The organism is Streptomyces cyaneofuscatus, assembly GCF_033109485.1.
Lineage (GTDB): Bacteria > Actinomycetota > Actinomycetes > Streptomycetales > Streptomycetaceae > Streptomyces > Streptomyces cyaneofuscatus.
In genome coordinates this window covers 1,749,049-1,768,369 of the sequence record NZ_CP137002.1, presented here as the reverse complement: position 1 = coordinate 1,768,369, position 19,321 = coordinate 1,749,049, and the positions used below count along the sequence as shown (strand labels likewise).

The following is a 19,321-nucleotide window of genomic DNA, read 5'->3' as shown; positions in this document are numbered from 1 at the left end:
GAAGGAATACAGCAGCCCTTGGGCGCGCTGTTCAGTTCTGAGGCCAAACCCGCGCCGTCGACGACATCCCCAGTCGGCGGTCGTCGGTTCCAGCCCTCTCCAGGGCAGGGCCGGAAGCCGTTTCCATCGTTCCGAGAGGTTGTTCGTGTCGGCCAGCACATCCCGTACGCTCCCGCCCGAGATCGCCGAGTCCGAGTCTGTCATGGCGCTCATCGAGCGAGGGAAGGCTGATGGGCAGATCGCCGGCGATGACGTGCGTCGGGCCTTCGAGGCTGACCAGATTCCGCCAACCCAGTGGAAGAATGTTCTGCGCAGCCTCAACCAGATCCTCGAGGAAGAGGGTGTGACGCTGATGGTCAGTGCCGCGGAGTCGCCGAAGCGCGCCCGCAAGAGCGTCGCAGCGAAGAGCCCGGTCAAGCGCACCGCCACCAAGACTGTCGCGGCGAAGACCACCGTGACGAGGACCGTCGCGGCCACCGCCGCCCCGGCGGCCGAGAGCGCGGACGCGGTGGCCGACGACGCCGTCGCGGCCGCCCCCGCGAAGAAGGCGGCAGCCAAGAAGACGGCTGCCAAGAAGACCGCCGTGAAGAAGACGGCGGCCAAGAAGACAGCGGCGAAGAAGTCCGGCAAGCAGGACGACGAACTGCTCGACGGTGACGAGGCCGTCGAAGAGGTCAAGGCCGGCAAGGGCGAGGAAGAGGAGGGCGAGGGCGAGAACAAGGGCTTCGTCCTCTCCGACGACGACGAGGACGACGCGCCTGCCCAGCAGGTCGCCGTCGCCGGCGCCACCGCCGACCCGGTCAAGGACTACCTCAAGCAGATCGGCAAGGTTCCCCTCCTCAACGCCGAGCAGGAGGTCGAGCTCGCCAAGCGCATCGAGGCCGGTCTCTTCGCCGAGGACAAGCTGGCCAACGCCGACAAGCTCGCGCCGAAGCTCAAGCGCGAGCTGGAGATCATCGCCGAGGACGGCCGCCGCGCCAAGAACCACCTCCTGGAGGCCAACCTCCGTCTGGTGGTCTCCCTGGCCAAGCGCTACACCGGCCGCGGCATGCTCTTCCTGGACCTGATCCAGGAGGGCAACCTCGGTCTGATCCGCGCGGTCGAGAAGTTCGACTACACCAAGGGCTACAAGTTCTCCACGTACGCCACCTGGTGGATCCGTCAGGCGATCACCCGCGCCATGGCCGACCAGGCCCGCACCATCCGTATCCCGGTGCACATGGTCGAGGTCATCAACAAGCTCGCGCGTGTGCAGCGCCAGATGCTCCAGGACCTGGGCCGTGAGCCCACCCCGGAGGAGCTGGCCAAGGAGCTCGACATGACCCCTGAGAAGGTCATCGAGGTCCAGAAGTACGGCCGCGAGCCGATCTCGCTGCACACCCCGCTCGGCGAGGACGGCGACAGCGAGTTCGGTGACCTGATCGAGGACTCCGAGGCCGTCGTCCCGGCGGACGCGGTCAGCTTCACGCTCCTCCAGGAGCAGCTGCACTCGGTCCTCGACACGCTCTCCGAGCGTGAGGCCGGCGTGGTCTCGATGCGCTTCGGTCTCACCGACGGCCAGCCGAAGACGCTGGACGAGATCGGAAAGGTCTACGGCGTGACGCGTGAGCGCATCCGCCAGATCGAGTCGAAGACGATGTCGAAGCTCCGCCACCCGTCGCGTTCGCAGGTTCTGCGCGACTACCTGGACTAGAACACAGGGCGGAAGATTCACCGGTGAGGGCCCGGATCCCCAGGGATCCGGGCCCTCCGGCGTGTCCGCGGGTGCGCGGGGGGACGGGCTGGATCACGCTGGGTGAAACGTTTCCACCTCAGTGTCAGGAGCCTTCATGCCCCGTCCCGTCGTCCGTGCCCTGACCGGGGTCCTCGCCCTGACCGCCGCGGCCGCCGTAGCGCCGCTCGCGGCCCCGCTCCCGGCGGCCGCCGACAGCATCGTCGTCGGCGGACAGCCCGCCCCGGTGGCGGACAGCCCGTGGGCGGTGGCCCTGTCCAGCCGTGACCGGTTCGGCGGGGCGCGCTCGGGCCAGTTCTGCGGCGGCGTCGCCGTGGCGCCCACGAAGGTCCTGACGGTCGCCCACTGTCTGGGTGAAGAGGCGCTCGGCGGACCGGTGAGCCGCGTGAAGGACCTCCGCGTCATCGCCGGGCGGGACCGGCTGAGTGACACGAGCGGCCAGGAGATCCCGGTCCGGGGAGTCTGGGTCAACCCGGCGTACGACCCCGACACCAACGCCGGCGACCTCGCGGTGCTGACGCTGTCCCGGGCGCTGCCGAAGAGCGGCGTCATCCCGATGGCCCGGGCCGGGGACGAGGCGTACCGGGCCGGGACGGCCGCGGCGGTCTACGGGTGGGGGGACACGACCGGGGCCGGTACGTACGCCTCCGTGCTGCGCTCCGCCCGGGTCCAGGTTCTGCCGGACCGCGAGTGCGCCCGGGCCTACCCGGGCGGCCGGGAGGGCACGTACGACGCCTCAGGGATGCTCTGTGCGGGCGATCCGGCGGGTGGGCGGGACGCGTGCCAGGGCGACAGCGGCGGGCCGCTGGTGGCCCGTGGGCGGCTCATCGGCCTGGTGTCCTGGGGGAGCGGCTGCGGGCGTGCGGGCAGCCCCGGGGTGTACACCCGGGTCTCGGCGGCCCTGAAGTGGGCCGAGGGCCGCATCTGAGCGGGCCCGCAGACTCCACGGCGTACGAGAGACTCGCCGACGTACGAGAACGGGCGGCGCCCCCGGTGGGGGTGCCGCCCGTCGGCCGGTCCTGGACCGGCCCCTGGCTCGTCGTGGATGCGAGGTGTCAGTGTTGGTCCTCGTCGGCGGTCGCCTGCACGGCGGTGAGCCGATCCGTCTCATCCTGTATTTCCGCGGCGATCTTCTTGAGTTCCGGCTCGAACTTGCGCCCGTGGTGGGCGCAGAAGAGCAGTTCACCGCCGCTGATCAGGACGACGCGCAGATAGGCCTGGGCGCCGCAACGGTCACAGCGGTCTGCTGCGGTCAGCGGGCTCGCGGGGGTCAGAACAGTAGTCACGTCGCCTCTTCTCTAGCTCGACGAGCTGTCGTACCAGGGTCAACATCCAACCAGGCCGAAAACGTTCCCGCTCGTGGCTTTTCTTCGAAACTTCTTCTCGGGATGGCTGTCAGTTGCCGGTTGGCGGCGAATGTGCCGTATGCGGAGCGCTACGGTTTCGCATTGCTTGTCTTGGGGGTGGGTCCCGCCGGCCGGCTTGCCGGTTTGTTCATGAGGACGTGCCCGGAGCCTAAATGGTTCATGCCTCGAAGGGAACGTGATGTGCACGTCACTCCGACGAATGATCGAACATCCATGCGAGCCCGGATGAAGCTCGTCTAGCATGAGGATTCCCCGAGGGTGGCGTTACAACCGCTCTACCAGGCCTCTGTAGGCTCTCAGCGGCAACCGAAGCCGACCGTGATACCCACCAGGGGCCCAGATGAAATTCAGCGAGGAGCGAACCGCGTGACCGCCGAAACGTCCGTGCCGTCCACCGCGATGCTGACCGCAGCAGGCGGCGACCGGGACAGCTCCAACTACACCGCGCGGCACCTTCTCGTCCTCGAAGGACTTGAGGCGGTCCGCAAGCGCCCCGGGATGTACATCGGGTCCACCGACAGCCGCGGGCTCATGCACTGCCTCTGGGAGATCATCGACAACTCCGTCGACGAGGCCCTGGGCGGCCACTGCGACCACATCGAGGTCATCCTCCACGACGACTCCTCCGTCGAGGTCCGGGACAACGGCCGCGGCATCCCCGTGGACGTGGAGCCCAAGACCGGCCTCTCCGGCATCGAGGTCGTCATGACCAAGCTGCACGCCGGAGGCAAGTTCGGCGGCGGCTCCTACGCGGCCTCCGGCGGCCTCCACGGCGTCGGCGCCTCCGTGGTCAACGCCCTCTCCGCCCGCCTGGACGTCGAGGTCGACCGCAACAGCGCGACCCATTCCATCAGCTTCCGGCGCGGCGTCCCGGGCATGTTCACCGAGCAGGGCCCCGACAGCCCCTTCGACCCGGCCAACGGCCTGCGCAAGGGGAAGCGGGTTCCCAAGACCCGTACCGGTACCCGGGTCAGGTACTGGGCGGACCGGCAGATCTTCCTCAAGGACGCCAAGCTCAACCTGGAGACGCTCTACCAGCGGGCCCGCCAGACGGCCTTCCTCGTCCCCGGCCTCACCATCGTCGTCCGCGACGAGCGGGGGATCGACGGCGAGGGCAAGACCGAGGAGACGTTCCGCTTCGACGGCGGCATCAGCGAGTTCTGCGAGTACCTGGCGCAGGACAAGGCCGTCTGCGACGTCCAGCGGCTGACCGGCACCGGCACCTTCAAGGAGACCGTCCCGGTCCTCGACGACCGCGGCCACATGACCGCGACCGAGGTCACCCGCGAGCTCGGCGTCGACATCGCGCTGCGCTGGGGCACCGGCTACGACACCACCGTCCGCTCCTTCGTCAACATCATCGCCACCCCCAAGGGCGGCACCCACGTCAGCGGCTTCGAGCGCTCCCTCACCAAGACGGTGAACGAGGCGCTCCGCTCCGCGAAGATGCTGCGGGTCGCCGAGGACGACGTGGTCAAGGACGATGCCCTCGAAGGGCTCACCGCCGTCGTCACCGTACGGCTGGCGGAGCCGCAGTTCGAGGGGCAGACCAAGGAGGTGCTCGGCACCTCGGCGGCCAACCGGATCGTCGCGGCCGTGGTCGCCAAGGAGCTCAAGGCGTTCCTGACCTCCACCAAGCGGGACGCCAAGGCCCAGGCCCGGGCGGTCCTGGAGAAGGCCGTCGCCGCCGCCCGTACGCGGATCGCGGCCCGCCAGCACAAGGACGCCCAGCGCCGTAAGACCGCGCTGGAGTCCTCCTCGCTGCCGGCCAAGCTCGCCGACTGCCGCAGCGACGACGTCGAGCGCAGCGAGCTCTTCATCGTCGAGGGCGACTCGGCGCTCGGCACCGCAAAGCTGGCGCGGAACAGTGAGTTCCAGGCGCTCCTGCCGATCCGCGGCAAGATCCTCAACGTCCAGAAGTCGTCCGTCTCGGACATGCTGAAGAACGCCGAGTGCGGCGCCATCATCCAGGTCATAGGAGCCGGGTCCGGCCGGACCTTCGACATCGACGCCGCCCGCTACGGCAAGGTCATCATGATGACCGACGCCGATGTGGACGGCTCCCACATCCGCACCCTGCTGCTGACCCTCTTCCAGCGCTACATGCGCCCGATGGTCGAGGCCGGACGGGTCTTCGCCGCCGTGCCCCCGCTGCACCGGATCGAGCTGGTCCAGCCCAAGAAGGGCCAGGACAAGTACGTGTACACGTACTCGGACAACGAGCTGCGCCAGACGCTTCTCGAGTTCCAGCGCAAGAACGTGCGCATCAAGGAGTCCATCCAGCGCTACAAGGGCCTCGGTGAGATGGACGCCGACCAGCTGGCCGAGACCACGATGGACCCGCGCCACCGCACGCTGCGCCGGATCAACATCGGGGACCTGGAATCCTCCGAGCAGGTCTTCGACCTCCTGATGGGCAACGAGGTCGCGCCCCGCAAGGAGTTCATCACCAGCTCGGCGGCGACCCTGGACCGCTCGCGCATCGACGCGTAGGCAGCCGAATCAACCCCTGAGGCCCCCGCCCTTCCGGATCACCGGAAGGGCGGGGCCGCCTGCGTTCGGGACTTCTGTCACCTGAAGAGGTGAATTCGGGCGAATGGCGCGTCCGGGAGCTTCCCTTACCGCTCATGGTGGGCCACGCGGCCGAAAAGGTCCGTGGACAAGGGAGTTGCTCGGTGGAGAAGGAAGCAGGGCCGACGGCCGCGGGAGTGCGGCTCGACGACCCGTGGTACGAGGCGTCGGCCGCGGGCTGGGGCGAGGCGGACGGCGTGGGAGGCGAGGCGGAGGACGGCGCGCCCGGCCCCGCGGACCCGCCGCACGGGCTCAGCGCGGCCGAGATCTACCTGGAGGTGCACCGCAGCGCGGCCTTCCGCGAGGTGCGCCGCCGCTACCGCCGCTTCGTGCTGCCCGCCGCCCTGGCCTTCCTCCTCTGGTATCTCGCGTACGTCGTCGCGGCCACCACGGCGCCCGCGCTGATGGCACGCCCGGTCGCCGGAGCGGTCAACGTGGCGATGGTGGCGGGTCTCGGCCAGTTCCTCACCACCTTCCTCCTGACCTGGGCGTACGCACGCCACGCGCGGCTGCGCAGGGACCGGGCCGCCCTCGATCTGCGCTGGGACACCCAGGAGATGACGCGGGGCGCCGGACAGCCCGCGGCAGGAGGGCCGGTCCGTTGAGAGGCGACCACCAGACCCTCGCCCTCCTGCTGTTCTGCGCGTTCATCGCGGTGACGCTCTTCATCACCACCTGGGTCAGCCGCAACCGGCAGGGCTCCGCCGAGGAGTTCTACGCCGGCGGACGCCTGTTCTCGCCCATGGAGAACGGTTTCGCCATCGCCGGCGACTACATGTCGGCCGCCTCCTTCCTCGGCATCTCCGGGCTGATCGCCCTCTTCGGCTACGACGGCATGCTCTACTCGGTCGGCTTCCTGGTCGCCTGGCTGGTCGTCCTGCTGCTGGTGGCCGAACTCGTCCGCAACTGCGGCCGGTTCACGCTCGCCGACGTGGTCGCCGCACGCATGGCGGAGCGCCCGGTGCGTATCGCGCTCGGCACCTCCTCCGTCACCGTCTCTGTGCTCTATCTCGTCGCCCAGATGGTCGGTGCGGGCTCCTTGGTGGCCCTGCTGCTCGGCGGGACGAGCGACGCGGCCCGGACGTGGACCGTGGTCGGGGTCGGCGCGCTGATGGTCGTCTACGTGTCGTTCGGCGGGATGCGCGCCACCACCTGGATCCAGATCGTCAAGGCCGTGCTGCTGATGGGCGGGGCCGTCGCCCTCACCGTGCTCGTCCTGGTCCAGTTCCGCTTCGACGTCAACAGCCTGCTCACCACCGCCGCCGAACGCAGCGGCCACGGCAAGGACTTCCTCGCCCCTGGTCTGCGCTACGGCGGCGACTGGATCTCCCGCTTCGACTTCATCAGCCTGGGCGTCGCGCTCGTCCTCGGCACGGCGGGGCTGCCGCACATCCTGTCGCGCTTCTACACCGTGCCCACGGCCCGCGCGGCACGCCGGTCCGTCGTCTGGTCCATCGGCCTCATCGGCAGCTTCTACCTGATGACGATCGTGCTCGGCTTCGGCGCCGCGGCCCTGGTCGGCTCCGCCGAGGTCCGCTCCTCGAACGCCGCGGGCAACACCGCCGTACCCCTGCTGGCCCTCGACCTCGGCGGTGGTGAGGGTTCCACCGGCGGAACGGTTCTCTTCGCCGTCGTCGCCGCGATCGCCTTCGCCACCATCCTGGCCGTCGTCGCGGGCATCACGCTCGCCTCCTCGGCCTCCGTCGCCCACGACCTCTACGCCTCGCTCCGCCGCCCGGGACGCAAGCAGTACGGCGAAGTGGCCGTCGCACGGCTCGCCGCCGCCGGGATCGGGGCGGTCGCCATCGCGCTCGGCCTGCTCGCGCAGAACCTCAACGTGGCGTTCCTCGTCGGCCTCGCCTTCGCCGTGGCCGCCTCGGCCAACCTCCCGGCCCTGCTCTACTCGCTGTTCTGGCGGAACTTCACCACCCGGGGCGCGGTCTGGGCGGTGTACGGCGGCCTCGTCCCCGCCGTCGTCCTGGTCCTGGTCTCACCCGTCGTCTCGGGCAGCCCCACGTCCCTGTTCCCGGGCGTCGACTTCCAGCTCTTCCCGCTGGAGAACCCGGGGCTCGTCTCGATCCCGCTCGGCTTCCTGGCGGGCTGGCTCGGTACGGTCACCTCGCGCGAGAAGCCGGACGAGGCCAAGCACGCCGAGAGCGAGGTCAGGGCGCTGACGGGGGCGGGGGCGGCGTAGAGACTTCGCGTACGGGGGCGGCGTGAGCGAGGACTTCTAGGCCCAGGCGTACCGGTGTTCCGGGCGGCCCGTCTCGCCGTACCGCAGCGTCAGCCGGACCTTCCCCGTCCGCTCCAGCAGCTTCAGATAGCGCTGCGCCGTCTGCCGGCTCATCCCCGCGCTCTCCGCGATCTCCTGGGCGGAGAGCGGGCCGTCCGCGTCGCGCAGCGCCCGCCGGACCAGCTCGGCGGTGGTGGGGGAGTGGCCCTTGGGCAGGTCCGGCTCGCCCGCCGCCCACAGGGCGCCGAAGAGCCGGTCCACCTCCGCCTGCTCGGCCTGACCGCCGCCGTCGAGGGTGTGGCGCAGCGCCGCGTACGCGGTCAGTTTCGAGCGCAGACCGGCGTACGTGAACGGCTTGACCAGGTACTGGAGCGCGCCGTGCCGCATCGCGTCCTGCACGGTCGCCACGTCACGGGCGGCGGTCACCATGATCACGTCGACCTGGCGGCCCAGCCGGCGCAGCTCCCGTACGACGGCGAGGCCGTTACGGTCCGGGAGGTAGTGGTCCAGCAGGATCAGGTCCACCGGCACCTCCTCGACCACGGCCAGCGCCTGGGCCGCCGAGTGGGCCTGCGCGGCCACCCGGAATCCGGCGACCTTGGCGACGTACGCGGCGTTGATCTCCGCCACCCGGACGTCGTCGTCCACGATCAGGACCTGGATCACTGTTTCCCTCCCGTCGTGGGGCTCGCCGCGCCGAGCGCCTCCGGCAGGACCACGGTGAAGACCGCCCCGCCCCCGTCGGCCCCGGAGACCGTCACACTGCCTCCCTGGCGCTCCGCGAGCCGACGGACCAGGGGAAGTCCGAGGCCGCGCTTGCCGTGGGCCGGGAGGTCCTTGGTGGACCAGCCCTCGGTGAAGATCGACGCGTGCTGCTCCGGGGCGATCCCCGGGCCGCTGTCCCGTACCCGCAGCTCCACCGTACGGCCCTCGGCCCGCAGCCCGACCTCGATCCGCGCGTCCTGAGACCCCGCCGCCGCGTCCGTGGCGTTGTCGACGAGGTTGCCGACCACCGTGACCAGGCCGCGCGGGTCCACCACCCGGTCCGGCAGCAGCGTGCCGGGGGCCAGCCGCAGCGAGACACCGCGCTCGGCGGCGACCGTCGTCTTGCCGACGAGCAGCGCGGCCAGCAGCGGGTCCCGCACCTTCTCGGTGACCTGCTCCGCCGTCGCCCGGTGGACGCCCACCACTTCCGTGACGAACTCCATGGCGTCCTCGTGCATCTCCAGCTCCAGCAGCCCCAGCAGGGTGTGCAGCCGGTTGGCGTGCTCGTGGTCTTGGGCGCGGAGCGCGTCAATCAGCCCGGTGGTGGAGTCGAGTTCGCGGCCGAGGTGCTCGAGCTCGGTCCGGTCCCGAAGGGTGACCACGGCGCCGCCGTCGTCCGTCTCCATCCGGTTGGCCAGCAGCACCCGGCTGCCCTGGACGGCCAGCAGGTCGTCGCCCACCACCCGCCCCGCCAGCACGTCCACGGTCCGGCCGGGGTCCAGCACCTCTTCCAGCGGCCGTCCCGCCGCCTCGGGGCCAAGCCCCAGCAGTCGCTGCGCCTCGTCGTTGAGCAGCCGGATGTGGCCCGTGCCGTCGAGCGCGACGACCCCTTCGCGGATGGAGTGCAGCATCGCCTCGCGCTCGGTCAGCAGCGCGGAGATATCGGAGAACGCCAGGTCATGGGTCTGCCGTTGCAGCCGCCGGGAGATCAGGTACGCGGCGAGCGCGCCGACGGCCAGGGCCGTTCCGGCGTACGCGAGGAGCCCCGGGATCGCGCCGAGGAGGCGGGCGCGGACACTGTCGTACTCGATCCCGACCGAGACCGCGCCGACCACCTCGTCCCCGGGGTCGCGCAACGGCACCTTGCCCCGGGCCGAGCGGCCCAGCGTGCCGCTGTCGATCTCCATGACCTCCCGGCCGCGGAGCGCGTCCCCGGGGTCGGTGGAGACCACCTCGCCGATCCGGTCCGCCTCCGGGTGCGACCAGCGCACGCCCCGGCGGTCCATCACGACGACGTACTCCGCGCCGGTGGCCCGCCTGATCTCCTCGGCGGCGGACTGTACGGGGCCGAGCGCGGACGGCTCCGTGGTGCGCAGGTCCTCCGCGATGCCGGGCTGGGCGGCCGTGCTCTGGGCGATGGCCAGGGCGCGGCGCATCGCCTCGTCGTCCAGCTGGGCGCTGAGGGGGGCCAGGAACAGGCCGGTGACCAGCACGGTGACGCCCGTGATGATGGCCAGCTGCATGAGCAGGACCTGGGAGAAGACCCGCTGCGGCCAGCCGAACCGGCGCGGTCCCCGGTCGGAGTGCGGTGGGGCGTTCATCGTAGAGACGGTAAAGGGCGCGGGGGCGGGGCGGAAATCCGTTCGGTTCCCCAGGCCGTCCCTCTTGCCTGGCGGCGCGGCTTCTGTGAGCGTTCTCGTACGGCGAGCGTTCTCGTGCGGCGAACGTTCCCGTACGGGCGTTCTGGGAGCGTTGCGGGGAGTTCGGCAGTTGTCGTGAGTTCGTCAGTAGCGCAATCCACTTGCACTTCTTGCGCTAATCTTGCGCTCATGACGCGACGACTTGCTCAAGTGGCCCAGAAGGTGGGAGTCAGCGAGGCGACGGTCAGCCGGGTGCTGAACGGCAAGCCGGGCGTCTCCGACGCCACCAGGCAGGCCGTCCTCTCCGCGCTGGACGTCCTCGGTTACGAGCGGCCCACCCAGTTGCGGGGGGAGCGGGCGCGGCTGGTCGGGCTGGTCCTCCCCGAGCTGCAGAACCCGATCTTCCCGGCCTTCGCCGAGGTGGTCGGCGGCGCACTGGCCCAGCAGGGGCTCACCCCGGTGCTCTGCACGCAGACCAAGGGTGGCGTCTCGGAGGCCGACTACGTCGAGCTCCTCCTCCAGCAGCAGGTCTCCGGCGTGGTCTTCGCGGGCGGCCTCTACCACCAGGAGGACGCCCCGCACGACCACTACAAGGTGCTCGCCGACCGCAAGATCCCCGTCGTCCTGATCAACGCGGCCATCGACCGTCTCGGCTTTCCGGGCGTCTCCTGCGATGACTCCGTCGCCGTCGAGCAGGCCTGGCGCCACCTCGTCTCGCTCGGCCACGAGCGCATCGGCCTCGTCCTCGGCCCGTCCGACCATGTGCCCTCGCAGCGCAAGCTCGCCGCGGCCCGGGTGCTCGCGGAGGAGACCGGCACGTCCATCCCCGACGAGTGGGTGGCGCGGGCGATGTTCTCGCTGGAGGGCGGGCAGGCTGCCGCCATGCGGCTGCTTGAGCGCGGCGTCACCGGCATCATCTGCGCCAGCGACCCGCTGGCCCTCGGCGCGGTCCGGGCCGCCCGCCGCCGGGGGCTCTCGGTGCCCGGCGACGTCTCGGTCGTGGGCTACGACGACTCGGCGTTCATGAACTGCACCGAGCCGCCGCTCACCACCGTCCGCCAGCCCATCGAGGCCATGGGACGCGCGGCCGTGGAGCTGCTCTCGGTGCAGATCGGCGGGCGGACCGTGCCCTCGGATGAGCTGCTCTTCGAGCCCGAACTGGTGGTGCGCGGGTCCACCGCCCAGCCGCCGCGCGAGAATTCCCGCTGATCCGTAGCCAATTTGCGCTGGTCCGGACCTGGCCCGCCTACGGGGTGGGCTGGGGCGGCCGGGGACCGGTGTACTGCCCGCTCGGCCGGATCCGCAGCGGGCGCTCCCCGTACTCCTCCAGCGCGTGCGCGATCCAGCCCGCCGTGCGGGAGACCGCGAACACCGTCTCGCCCGCCTCCGCCGCCATCCCGCAGGCCACGGAGAGGACGGCGAGCGCCAGGTCGATGTTGGCGTGCAACGGCGCGTGGCGGGCCGTCGTGGCGACCACCTCCCGGGCCGCCGCCAGCGCCCCGGCCGCCTGCGGAACGTCCTCCAGCAGGGCGAACAGGGTGCGGGCCCGGGGATCCTCGCCCCGGTAGAGCCGGTGGCCCAGGCCCGGCACCCGGCGCCCGGTCCGCAGGTGGTCGGCGACCACCGGGACCGCGCTGCCCCGGTCCACGGCCTCCTGGAGCATGCGGTGGGCCGACCCGCTCGCGGCGCCGTGCAGCGGGCCCTCCAGGACCCCGAGGCCGGCGGAGACCACGGCGTACGGATGGGCGTGCGCGGATGCGGCGACCCGGGCGGCCAGGGTGGAGGCCGCGAGGTCGTGGTCGATCAGGAGGACCAGGGCCGCGTCCAGCACGGCGAGGGCCGGGGCATCGGCCGGTCGCGCGGTCAGCCGGGGCCACAGCTGCCGGGCCAGGGAGCCCGTGGAGCCCCCTTCGGCCTCCGGTGCGCCGCCGACCACCGGCAAGGCCCCCACCAGCGTCGGGATCAGGCTCCGCGCACTGCTCAGCACCGCCTCCGGCGACAGGTCGAACCGCAGCGGATCCGTGGCGGCGGCAGCGGTCACCGCCACCCGCAGCCGGTCCGTCGACCCGCTGTGCGCGGGCAGCGCGCCGACCGTCCGGCGGGCGGCCGCGAGGGTCTCGGGCGGCGCCTCGAAGCGGACGCCCGGCCGCAGCTCACCGGTCCACAGCCACTCCGCGACCTCCTCGTAGCCGTGGCGCCGGGCCAGCTCCGTCGCGTCGACGCCCCGGAAGTAGTACCGGTCCTCCTCGATGAGCGTGATGCCGGTACGGAACACGAGGTCGCCCCCGGCCGGTGACGGCTCGCGCCGCCCCGAGCGCCGGGCCAGCGCCCGCACTTCCTCGGCGTCGAACGTGCTGCCCCGGCCCCCGGCCGCCCGCACGCTGCTGAGCTGGCCCCGGCTGACGTACGCGTACACCGTCTCCGGCTTCACCCCCAGCAGCTCGGCGGCCTCGCGGGTGGTCAGCCGGGGTGGGTCCGGGCGGCCGGGCTCTGGTTGATCCGTCATGGGGACCACCGTATCCACCTGTATCCACCGCCCCTTCATGTTGATTCAATCAACATTGACAGATTTCGAGTCAAGCATGGACAGTCGAATCAATGCTGCATGCACGGAGGAGAGATCGGCCATGACCACCACCCCTGTCGTCCCCGCTGTCCCCCGCGGTCTCGCCGGCGTCGTCGTCACCGACACCGCCCTCGGCGATGTCCGCGGCCGCGAGGGCTTCTACCACTACCGCCAGTTCTCGGCGATCGAGCTCGCGCAGACCCGCGGCTTCGAGGACGTCTGGTATCTGATGTTCCACGGCGAGCTGCCCGACCGCGCGCAGGCCGCCGATTTCACCGCCCGTACGGCGAGCCTGCGCGCGCTCCCCGCCGACGTGACCGAGGCCCTGCCCGCCATCGCCCGCGCGGGCGCGGTGTCCGGCCCGCTCGCCGGACTCCGTACGGCCCTGTCGCTGCTCGGCGCCTCCCGTGGGTACCGCCCGGTCTACGACCTGGACGCCGAGAGCCGCCGCGCGGACGCGCTGGCCGCCTGCGCCGCCGTACCCACGATCCTCACCGCGCTCCACCGCCTCGGCGAGGGCCTCGAACCCGTCGAACCCCGCGAGGATCTGCCCTACGCGGCCAACTACCTGTACATGCTCACCGGCACCGAGCCGGAGCCCGACCGGGTCCGGGCCGTCGAGCAGTACCTCATCTCCACCGTCGACCACGGCTTCAACGCCTCCACGTTCACCGCCCGCGTCGTCGCCTCCACCGGCGCCGACCTGGCCGCCTGCCTGGTCGCCGCCGTCGGCGCACTCTCCGGACCCCTGCACGGCGGGGCGCCCAGCCGCGCGCTGGACACCCTGGACGCCATCGGCACCCCGGACCGCATCGACGGCTGGATCCGCGAGCAGGTCCTCTCCGGCCGCCGCATCATGGGCTTCGGCCACCCCGTCTACCGCACCGAGGACCCGCGCTCCCGGATGCTCAAGTCGATCGCGCAGGGCTTCGGCGGACCGCTCGTCGACTTCGCCGTGGAGGTCGAGCGGCAGGTGGAGGCCATCCTCGCCGAGCTCAAGCCGGGGCGGGAGCTGCACACCAACGTGGAGTTCTACGCCGGGGTCGTCATGGAGCTCTGCGGGCTGCCGCGCGCGATGTTCACGCCCACGTTCGCCGCGGCGCGGGTGATCGGGTGGAGCGCCAATATCCTGGAGCAGGCGGAGGACTCGAAGATCATCCGCCCGGCGGCCCGCTACATCGGCACACCCCCGCCGCAGCCGGTCCCCGCCCCCTGACCGCCCCTCCGAGGAAGGCCCCCGTTGACCCCGCCCCGCACCCAGCAGATCCCGGTCGTCGTCCTGGCGGGCTTTCTCGGCTCCGGCAAGACCACGCTCCTGAACCACCTCCTCCGCAACCGCGCGGGCACCCGGATCGGCGTGATCGTCAACGACTTCGGATCCATCGAGATCGACGCCATGACGGTCGCGGGGCAGGTCGGCTCGACGGTCTCCCTGGGCAACGGCTGCCTGTGCTGCGCGGTCGACGCGAGCGAACTCGACACCTTCCTGGAGACGCTCACCCGCCCCTCCGCCCGGCTGGACCTGATCGTCATCGAGGCGAGCGGCCTCGCCGAACCCCAGGAGCTCGTACGGATGCTGCTGGCCAGCGAGAACCCGCACATCCTGTACGGGGGGCTGGTCGAGGTCGTCGACGCCGCCGAGTTCGACGGGGTCCGGGAGCGCCACCCGGAGATCGACCGCCATCTCGCCGTCGCGGACCTCGTCGTCCTGAACAAGACCGACCGGGTGGGGGAGGCCGAGCGGGAGCGGCTGCGCGCGACGGTCGCCGAGCTGAGCGGACCCGCCGCCGTGATCTCCGCCGTGCAGGGCCGGATCGACCCGGAGCTGCTCTTCGACCCGGCGCTGCGGCCGGACGGCGAGGAGAAGATCCGTCAGCTCACCTTCGAGGATCTGCTGCGGGAGGAGGCGGGCGACGACCACGCCGGCCATCTGCACGCGGCGTACGAGAGCGTCGACTTCACCTCGGACGTCCCCCTGGAACCGCGCCGCTTCATCGCGTTCCTCGACTCCCGGCCCGAAGGCCTGTACCGGATCAAGGGGTTCGCGGACTTCGGCGCGGGGGACCGGGACAACAGGTACGCGCTGCACGCGGTCGGCCGGTTCCTGCGCTTCGTACCGCAGCCGTGGGCGCGGGGCGAACAGCGGCTCACCCAGCTCGTCCTGATCGGCGCCGGGATCGACGCCGAGGCGCTGCGGGCCGGGCTCACCGCCTGCCGCGCGGAGCCGGGTCCCGAAACCCCGGACGCCGAAACCGAACGCGCCATGTGGGGCGTGCTCCGGTACGTACAACAGGAGCCGGAGCTGGAGGACGTACAACAGGAGCCGGGGCCCGAGGACGTACAACAGGAGCCCGGGCCCGAGGACGTACGAGAAGGAGCGGCCGCGGAGGCGTAGCGCCCCCGGGCCGCTCCTGGTCGTGCAGTGGGCCTACAGCGGCGGCCCCGCGATCACGGCCACCGGCTGGAGCAGCGGTGTGCCCGAGCCGTCCCGCCTCGGGTCCGGCTCCGGCAGCTTCGCCGGGGTGCCGTTCTTCTGGGCGGCCCGGGCCGGCGTGGCGCCCGCCCAGGCGAAGACCAGGACGTCCTCACCCTTCAGGAACCGCTGGCACCGCACCCCGCCGGTCGCCCGGCCCTTGCGCGGATACTGGTCGAACGGGGTGAGCTTCGACGTCAGCACCGAGTCGTCCAGCGTCCCGTGCGAACCGGCCACCGTGAACACGATCGCGTCCGACGCCGGGTCCACCGCCGTGAACGACAGCACCTCGGCCCCCGCCCCCAGCTTGACGCCCGCCATCCCTCCGGCGGCCCTCCCCTGCGGGCGCACCGACGCCGCCGGGTAGCGCAGGAGCTGGGCGTCGGAGGTGATGAAGACCAGGTCCTCCTCGCCCGTACGCAGCTCGGCCGCGCCCACGATGCGGTCACCGTCCTTGAGGGCGATGACCTCCAGCTCGTCCTTGTTGGCCGGATAGTCCGGCACGACGCGCTTCACCACCCCTTGGAGCGTACCGATCGCCAGCCCCGGCGACGCCTCGTCGAGCGTCGTGAGGCAGACCAGCTCCTCGTCCGCCTCCAGGTTGAGGAACTCCGAAATCATCGCCCCACCCGAGAGGTTGGGCTCCGCATGGGTGTCCGGCAGCTGGGGCAGGTCGATCACCGAGAGCCGCAGCAGCCGCCCGGTGGAGGTCACCGCTCCCACATCGCCGCGCGCCGTCGCCGCGACCGCCGAGACGATCACGTCGTGCTTGGTGCGGCGGGCGTCCTCGGAGATCTCGACCGGCTCCGCGTTCGCCGTACGGGCCAGCAGACCCGTCGAGGAGAGCAGCACCCGGCACGGGTCGTCGGCGACCTCCAGCGGCACGGACGCGATCTGCGACGCGGCCGACTCCAGCAGCACCGTACGCCGGTCCGTGCCGAACTTCTTCGCCACGGCGGCCAGCTCCGAGGAGACGAGCTTGCGCAGCTCCGCGTCCGACTCCAGGATCGCCGTCAGCGCCTCGATCTCGCCGTTGAGCTTGTCGCGCTCGCTCTCCAGCTCGATCCGGTCGAACCGGGTGAGCCGGCGCAGCGGGGTGTCCAGGATGTACTGCGTCTGGATCTCGCTCAGCGAGAAGCGCTCCATCAGGCGCTCCTTCGCCTGTGCGGAGTTGTCGCTGTCCCGGATGATCCGGATGACCTCGTCGATGTCGAGGAGGGCGACGATCAGACCCTCGACCAGGTGCAGCCGGTCGCGGCGCTTGGTGCGGCGGAACTCGCTGCGCCGGCGCACCACCTCGAAGCGGTGGTCGAGATAGACCTCCAGCAGCTCCTTGAGGCCCAGGGTGAGCGGCTGCCCGTCGACCAGTGCCACGTTGTTGATGCCGAAGGACTCCTCCATCGGCGTCAGCTTGTAGAGCTGTTCCAGCACCGCTTCCGGCACGAAGCCGTTCTTCACCTCGATGACCAGACGCAGGCCGTGCGCCCGGTCGGTGAGGTCCTTGACGTCGGCGATGCCCTGGAGCTTCTTCGCCGAGACCAGGTCCTTGATCTTGGCGATCACCTTCTCCGGGCCGACGGTGAAGGGCAGTTCGGTGACGACGAGGCCCTTGCGGCGGGCCGTCACGTCCTCCACGGCGACGGTGGCGCGGATCTTGAACGTGCCGCGGCCGTTCGTGTACGCGTCCTTGATGCCGCCGAGACCGACGATGCGGCCGCCGGTGGGCAGGTCGGGGCCGGGAACGAAACGCATCAGCGTCTCGACGTCGGCGCCCGGGTGCCTGATCAGATGGCGGGCGGCGGCGATGACCTCGCCCAGGTTGTGCGGGGGCATGTTGGTCGCCATGCCGACCGCGATCCCCGAGACCCCGTTGACCAGGAGGTTGGGGTAGGCCGCCGGGAGGACGACCGGCTCGCGCTCCTGGCCGTCGTAGTTCGACTGGAAATCGACGGTGTCCTCGTCGATCGCCTCGGTCATCAGCGACGTGGCGTCCGCCATCCGGCACTCGGTGTACCGCATCGCGGCCGGCGGGTCGTCGTTGCCGAGGGAGCCGAAGTTGCCGTGGCCGTCGACCAGGGGCAGCCGCATCGAGAAGGGCTGCGCCATCCGCACCAGGGCGTCGTAGATCGACGCGTCACCGTGGGGGTGCAGCTTGCCCATGACCTCGCCGACGACGCGCGCGCACTTCACATAGCCGCGGTCCGGGCGCAGTCCCATCTCGTTCATCTGGGACACGATGCGCCGGTGCACCGGCTTCATGCCGTCGCGGGCGTCGGGCAGGGCCCTGGAGTAGATCACCGAGTACGCGTACTCGAGGAAGGAGCCCTGCATTTCGTCGACGACGTCGATGTCGAGGATCTTCTCCTCGAAGTCGTCCGGCGGCGGGGTCTTCGTGCTACGGCGGGCCATCGCGGCTGCGACTCCTTCTCGGATTCACGGATTCTGATCGGACAACCTGGGGTACTGATGCGGACCATTGTGGACCTCCGCACTGACAACGCGGACCTCGACCCGTCCGAAGGCCTCCCGGGCGGCACGGCCGGGGACACCATCGACGGAAACTTCCGCGGAACGGGAACTTCGCCAGGTGCCGGTGCGCTTGCTTAGAGTGGCAGGTCTGGCAGGAAGTACCGGTCAGGAAGTCCAGTATCGCGATCGAAGGGACGTACATGCCCATGGGTCACACGGCCACCGCACAGGCCGGCTCCGGCGGCCTGACAGCGACCGAGCACCGCCTGGCCAACGGCCTGCGTGTGGTGCTCTCCGAGGACCATCTGACCCCGGTCGCCGCGGTCTGCCTCTGGTACGACGTCGGTTCGCGCCACGAGGTCAAGGGACGCACCGGTCTGGCTCACCTCTTCGAGCACCTGATGTTCCAGGGCTCGGGACAGGTCAAGGGGAACGGCCACTTCGAGCTCGTCCAGGGAGCCGGCGGTTCGCTCAACGGGACGACCAGCTTCGAGCGGACCAACTACTTCGAGACCATGCCCACCCACCAGGTGGAGCTGGCTCTCTGGCTGGAAGCCGACCGTATGGGCTCCCTCCTCGCCGCCCTCGACGAGGAGTCCATGGAGAACCAGCGCGACGTCGTCAAGAACGAACGGCGCCAGCGTTACGACAACGTGCCCTACGGCACCGCGTTCGAGAAGCTCACCGCCCTCTCCTACCCCGAGGGCCACCCGTACCACCACACCCCGATCGGCTCCATGGCCGACCTGGACGCCGCCACCCTGGAGGACGCCCGCGCGTTCTTCCGTACGTACTACGCGCCCAACAACGCGGTGCTCTCCATCGTCGGGGACATCGACCCCGAGCAGACCCTCGCCTGGGTCGAGAAGTACTTCGGCTCCATCCCGTCCCACGACGGCAAGCAGCCGCCGCGCGACGGCACCCTGCCCGAGATCATCGGCGAGCAGCTGCGCGAAGTGGTCCACGAGGAGGTCCCGGCGCGTGCGCTGATGGCCGCCTACCGGCTCCCGCACGACGGCACCCGCGCCTGTGACGCGGCCGACCTGGCGCTCACCGTGCTGGGCGGCGGCGAGTCCTCCCGGCTGCACAACCGCCTGGTCCGCCGCGACCGTACGGCGGTGGCGGCGGGCTTCGGGCTGCTGCGGCTCGCCGGGGCGCCCTCGCTGGGCTGGCTGGACGTGAAGACCTCCGGCGGTGTCGAGGTGGAGACGATCGAGGCCGCCGTCGACGAGGAGCTGGCCCGGTTCGCCGAGGAGGGCCCCACGCCGGAGGAAATGGAGCGCGCCCAGGCCCAGTTGGAGCGCGAGTGGCTGGACCGGCTGGGGACGGTCGCGGGCCGCGCCGACGAACTGTGCCGCTACGCGGTCCTGTTCGGCGACCCGCAGCTCGCCCTGACCGCCGTGGGACGCGTCCTGGACATCACCGCCGACGAGGTGCGCGAGGCGGCAGCGGCGGCCCTGCGCCCCGACAACCGGGCGGTGCTGGTCTACGAGCCCGTCGAGCCGGCCGAGGACGCCGAAGAGGCCACCGACGCGCCCGAGGGGGCGGACAAGTGAGCGACGCCG

At 71.1% G+C, this 19,321-nt stretch carries 14 protein-coding genes; 9 read left to right on the top strand and 5 right to left on the bottom strand.

The window, feature by feature from the left end; translation table 11 throughout:
* Nucleotides 1–145 precede the first annotated feature (145 nt).
* Both R2B67_RS07270 and R2B67_RS07265 read left to right on the top strand, forming a co-directional pair.
* Complete coding sequence (locus R2B67_RS07270; RefSeq protein WP_018516292.1) at nucleotides 146–1,693, top strand: RNA polymerase sigma factor; 1,548 nt, start codon at nucleotides 146–148, stop codon at nucleotides 1,691–1,693.
* A 136-nt stretch (nucleotides 1,694–1,829) separates the two neighbouring features.
* On the top strand, nucleotides 1,830–2,660 hold the full coding sequence (locus tag R2B67_RS07265; protein ID WP_317816981.1) for a serine protease: 831 nt from the start codon (nucleotides 1,830–1,832) through the stop codon (nucleotides 2,658–2,660).
* A gap of 127 nt (nucleotides 2,661–2,787) precedes the next feature.
* Here the strand turns inward: R2B67_RS07265 and R2B67_RS07260 are convergent, their stop codons facing one another.
* Nucleotides 2,788–3,018, bottom strand: coding sequence for a DUF7455 domain-containing protein (locus R2B67_RS07260; RefSeq protein ID WP_018516290.1), 231 nt, complete (start codon nucleotides 3,016–3,018; stop codon nucleotides 2,788–2,790).
* Nucleotides 3,019–3,465: 447 nt separating this feature from the next.
* Here R2B67_RS07260 and R2B67_RS07255 point away from each other — a divergent pair, with 447 nt between their 5' ends.
* From R2B67_RS07255 to R2B67_RS07245, 3 genes are all read left to right on the top strand, one after another.
* A complete protein-coding gene (locus tag R2B67_RS07255; protein ID WP_030571374.1) occupies nucleotides 3,466–5,592 on the top strand; it encodes a DNA gyrase/topoisomerase IV subunit B in 2,127 nt (708 codons plus the stop codon).
* A 182-nt stretch (nucleotides 5,593–5,774) separates the two neighbouring features.
* Nucleotides 5,775–6,275: a DUF485 domain-containing protein gene (locus tag R2B67_RS07250; RefSeq protein ID WP_317816980.1), complete on the top strand. Its 501-nt coding sequence runs from the start codon at nucleotides 5,775–5,777 to the stop codon at nucleotides 6,273–6,275.
* Complete coding sequence (locus tag R2B67_RS07245; protein WP_317816978.1) at nucleotides 6,272–7,864, top strand: monocarboxylic acid transporter; 1,593 nt, start codon at nucleotides 6,272–6,274, stop codon at nucleotides 7,862–7,864. The genes R2B67_RS07250 and R2B67_RS07245 overlap by 4 nt, the downstream gene beginning before the upstream one ends.
* 36 nt (nucleotides 7,865–7,900) lie before the next feature.
* Here the strand turns inward: R2B67_RS07245 and R2B67_RS07240 are convergent, their stop codons facing one another.
* Together R2B67_RS07240 and R2B67_RS07235 are read right to left on the bottom strand one after the other, a co-directional pair.
* The gene (locus tag R2B67_RS07240) at nucleotides 7,901–8,569 is read right to left on the bottom strand and encodes a response regulator (RefSeq protein ID WP_018516286.1); all 669 of its coding nucleotides are present in this window, start codon (nucleotides 8,567–8,569) and stop codon (nucleotides 7,901–7,903) included.
* Complete coding sequence (locus R2B67_RS07235) at nucleotides 8,566–10,209, bottom strand: ATP-binding protein (RefSeq protein WP_317816977.1); 1,644 nt, start codon at nucleotides 10,207–10,209, stop codon at nucleotides 8,566–8,568. The genes R2B67_RS07240 and R2B67_RS07235 overlap by 4 nt, the downstream gene beginning before the upstream one ends.
* A gap of 228 nt (nucleotides 10,210–10,437) precedes the next feature.
* Here R2B67_RS07235 and R2B67_RS07230 point away from each other — a divergent pair, with 228 nt between their 5' ends.
* Entirely contained in the window at nucleotides 10,438–11,457 is a 1,020-nt protein-coding gene (locus R2B67_RS07230; RefSeq protein WP_237328296.1) for a LacI family DNA-binding transcriptional regulator, read from the top strand.
* 37 nt (nucleotides 11,458–11,494) lie between these two features.
* Here the strand turns inward: R2B67_RS07230 and R2B67_RS07225 are convergent, their stop codons facing one another.
* Nucleotides 11,495–12,754, bottom strand: a complete 1,260-nt coding sequence (locus R2B67_RS07225) for a citrate synthase (protein WP_317816975.1) — start codon at nucleotides 12,752–12,754, stop codon at nucleotides 11,495–11,497.
* Between the two features lie 121 nt (nucleotides 12,755–12,875).
* Between R2B67_RS07225 and R2B67_RS07220 the strand changes: the two genes are divergently transcribed.
* Both R2B67_RS07220 and R2B67_RS07215 read left to right on the top strand, forming a co-directional pair.
* Entirely contained in the window at nucleotides 12,876–14,030 is a 1,155-nt protein-coding gene (locus R2B67_RS07220) for a citrate synthase (RefSeq protein WP_317816974.1), read from the top strand.
* 24 nt (nucleotides 14,031–14,054) lie between these two features.
* Nucleotides 14,055–15,209, top strand: a complete 1,155-nt coding sequence (locus R2B67_RS07215; protein ID WP_317816972.1) for a CobW family GTP-binding protein — start codon at nucleotides 14,055–14,057, stop codon at nucleotides 15,207–15,209.
* Nucleotides 15,210–15,242: 33 nt separating this feature from the next.
* Here the strand turns inward: R2B67_RS07215 and R2B67_RS07210 are convergent, their stop codons facing one another.
* Nucleotides 15,243–17,696 (bottom strand): DNA gyrase/topoisomerase IV subunit A, encoded by a 2,454-nt coding sequence (locus R2B67_RS07210; RefSeq protein ID WP_317816971.1) that lies wholly within the window; start codon nucleotides 17,694–17,696, stop codon nucleotides 15,243–15,245.
* 260 nt (nucleotides 17,697–17,956) lie between these two features.
* On the opposite strand from R2B67_RS07210, the gene R2B67_RS07205 reads away from it, so the two are divergent.
* On the top strand, nucleotides 17,957–19,312 hold the full coding sequence (locus tag R2B67_RS07205; protein ID WP_317816970.1) for a M16 family metallopeptidase: 1,356 nt from the start codon (nucleotides 17,957–17,959) through the stop codon (nucleotides 19,310–19,312).
* Nucleotides 19,313–19,321 lie beyond the last annotated feature (9 nt).

Excerpts from the sequence above, each read along its gene's own strand:
- R2B67_RS07265 (WP_317816981.1), top strand. The coding sequence starts at position 1,830 with ATGCCCCGTCCCGTCGTCCGTGCCCTGACCGGGGTCCTCGCCCTGACC.
- R2B67_RS07235 (WP_317816977.1), bottom strand. The coding sequence starts at position 10,209 with ATGAACGCCCCACCGCACTCCGACCGGGGACCGCGCCGGTTCGGCTGG.
- R2B67_RS07230 (WP_237328296.1), top strand. The coding sequence starts at position 10,438 with ATGACGCGACGACTTGCTCAAGTGGCCCAGAAGGTGGGAGTCAGCGAG.
- R2B67_RS07225 (WP_317816975.1), bottom strand. The coding sequence starts at position 12,754 with ATGACGGATCAACCAGAGCCCGGCCGCCCGGACCCACCCCGGCTGACC.
- R2B67_RS07220 (WP_317816974.1), top strand. The coding sequence starts at position 12,876 with ATGACCACCACCCCTGTCGTCCCCGCTGTCCCCCGCGGTCTCGCCGGC.
- R2B67_RS07210 (WP_317816971.1), bottom strand. The coding sequence starts at position 17,696 with ATGGCCCGCCGTAGCACGAAGACCCCGCCGCCGGACGACTTCGAGGAG.
- R2B67_RS07205 (WP_317816970.1), top strand. The coding sequence starts at position 17,957 with ATGCCCATGGGTCACACGGCCACCGCACAGGCCGGCTCCGGCGGCCTG.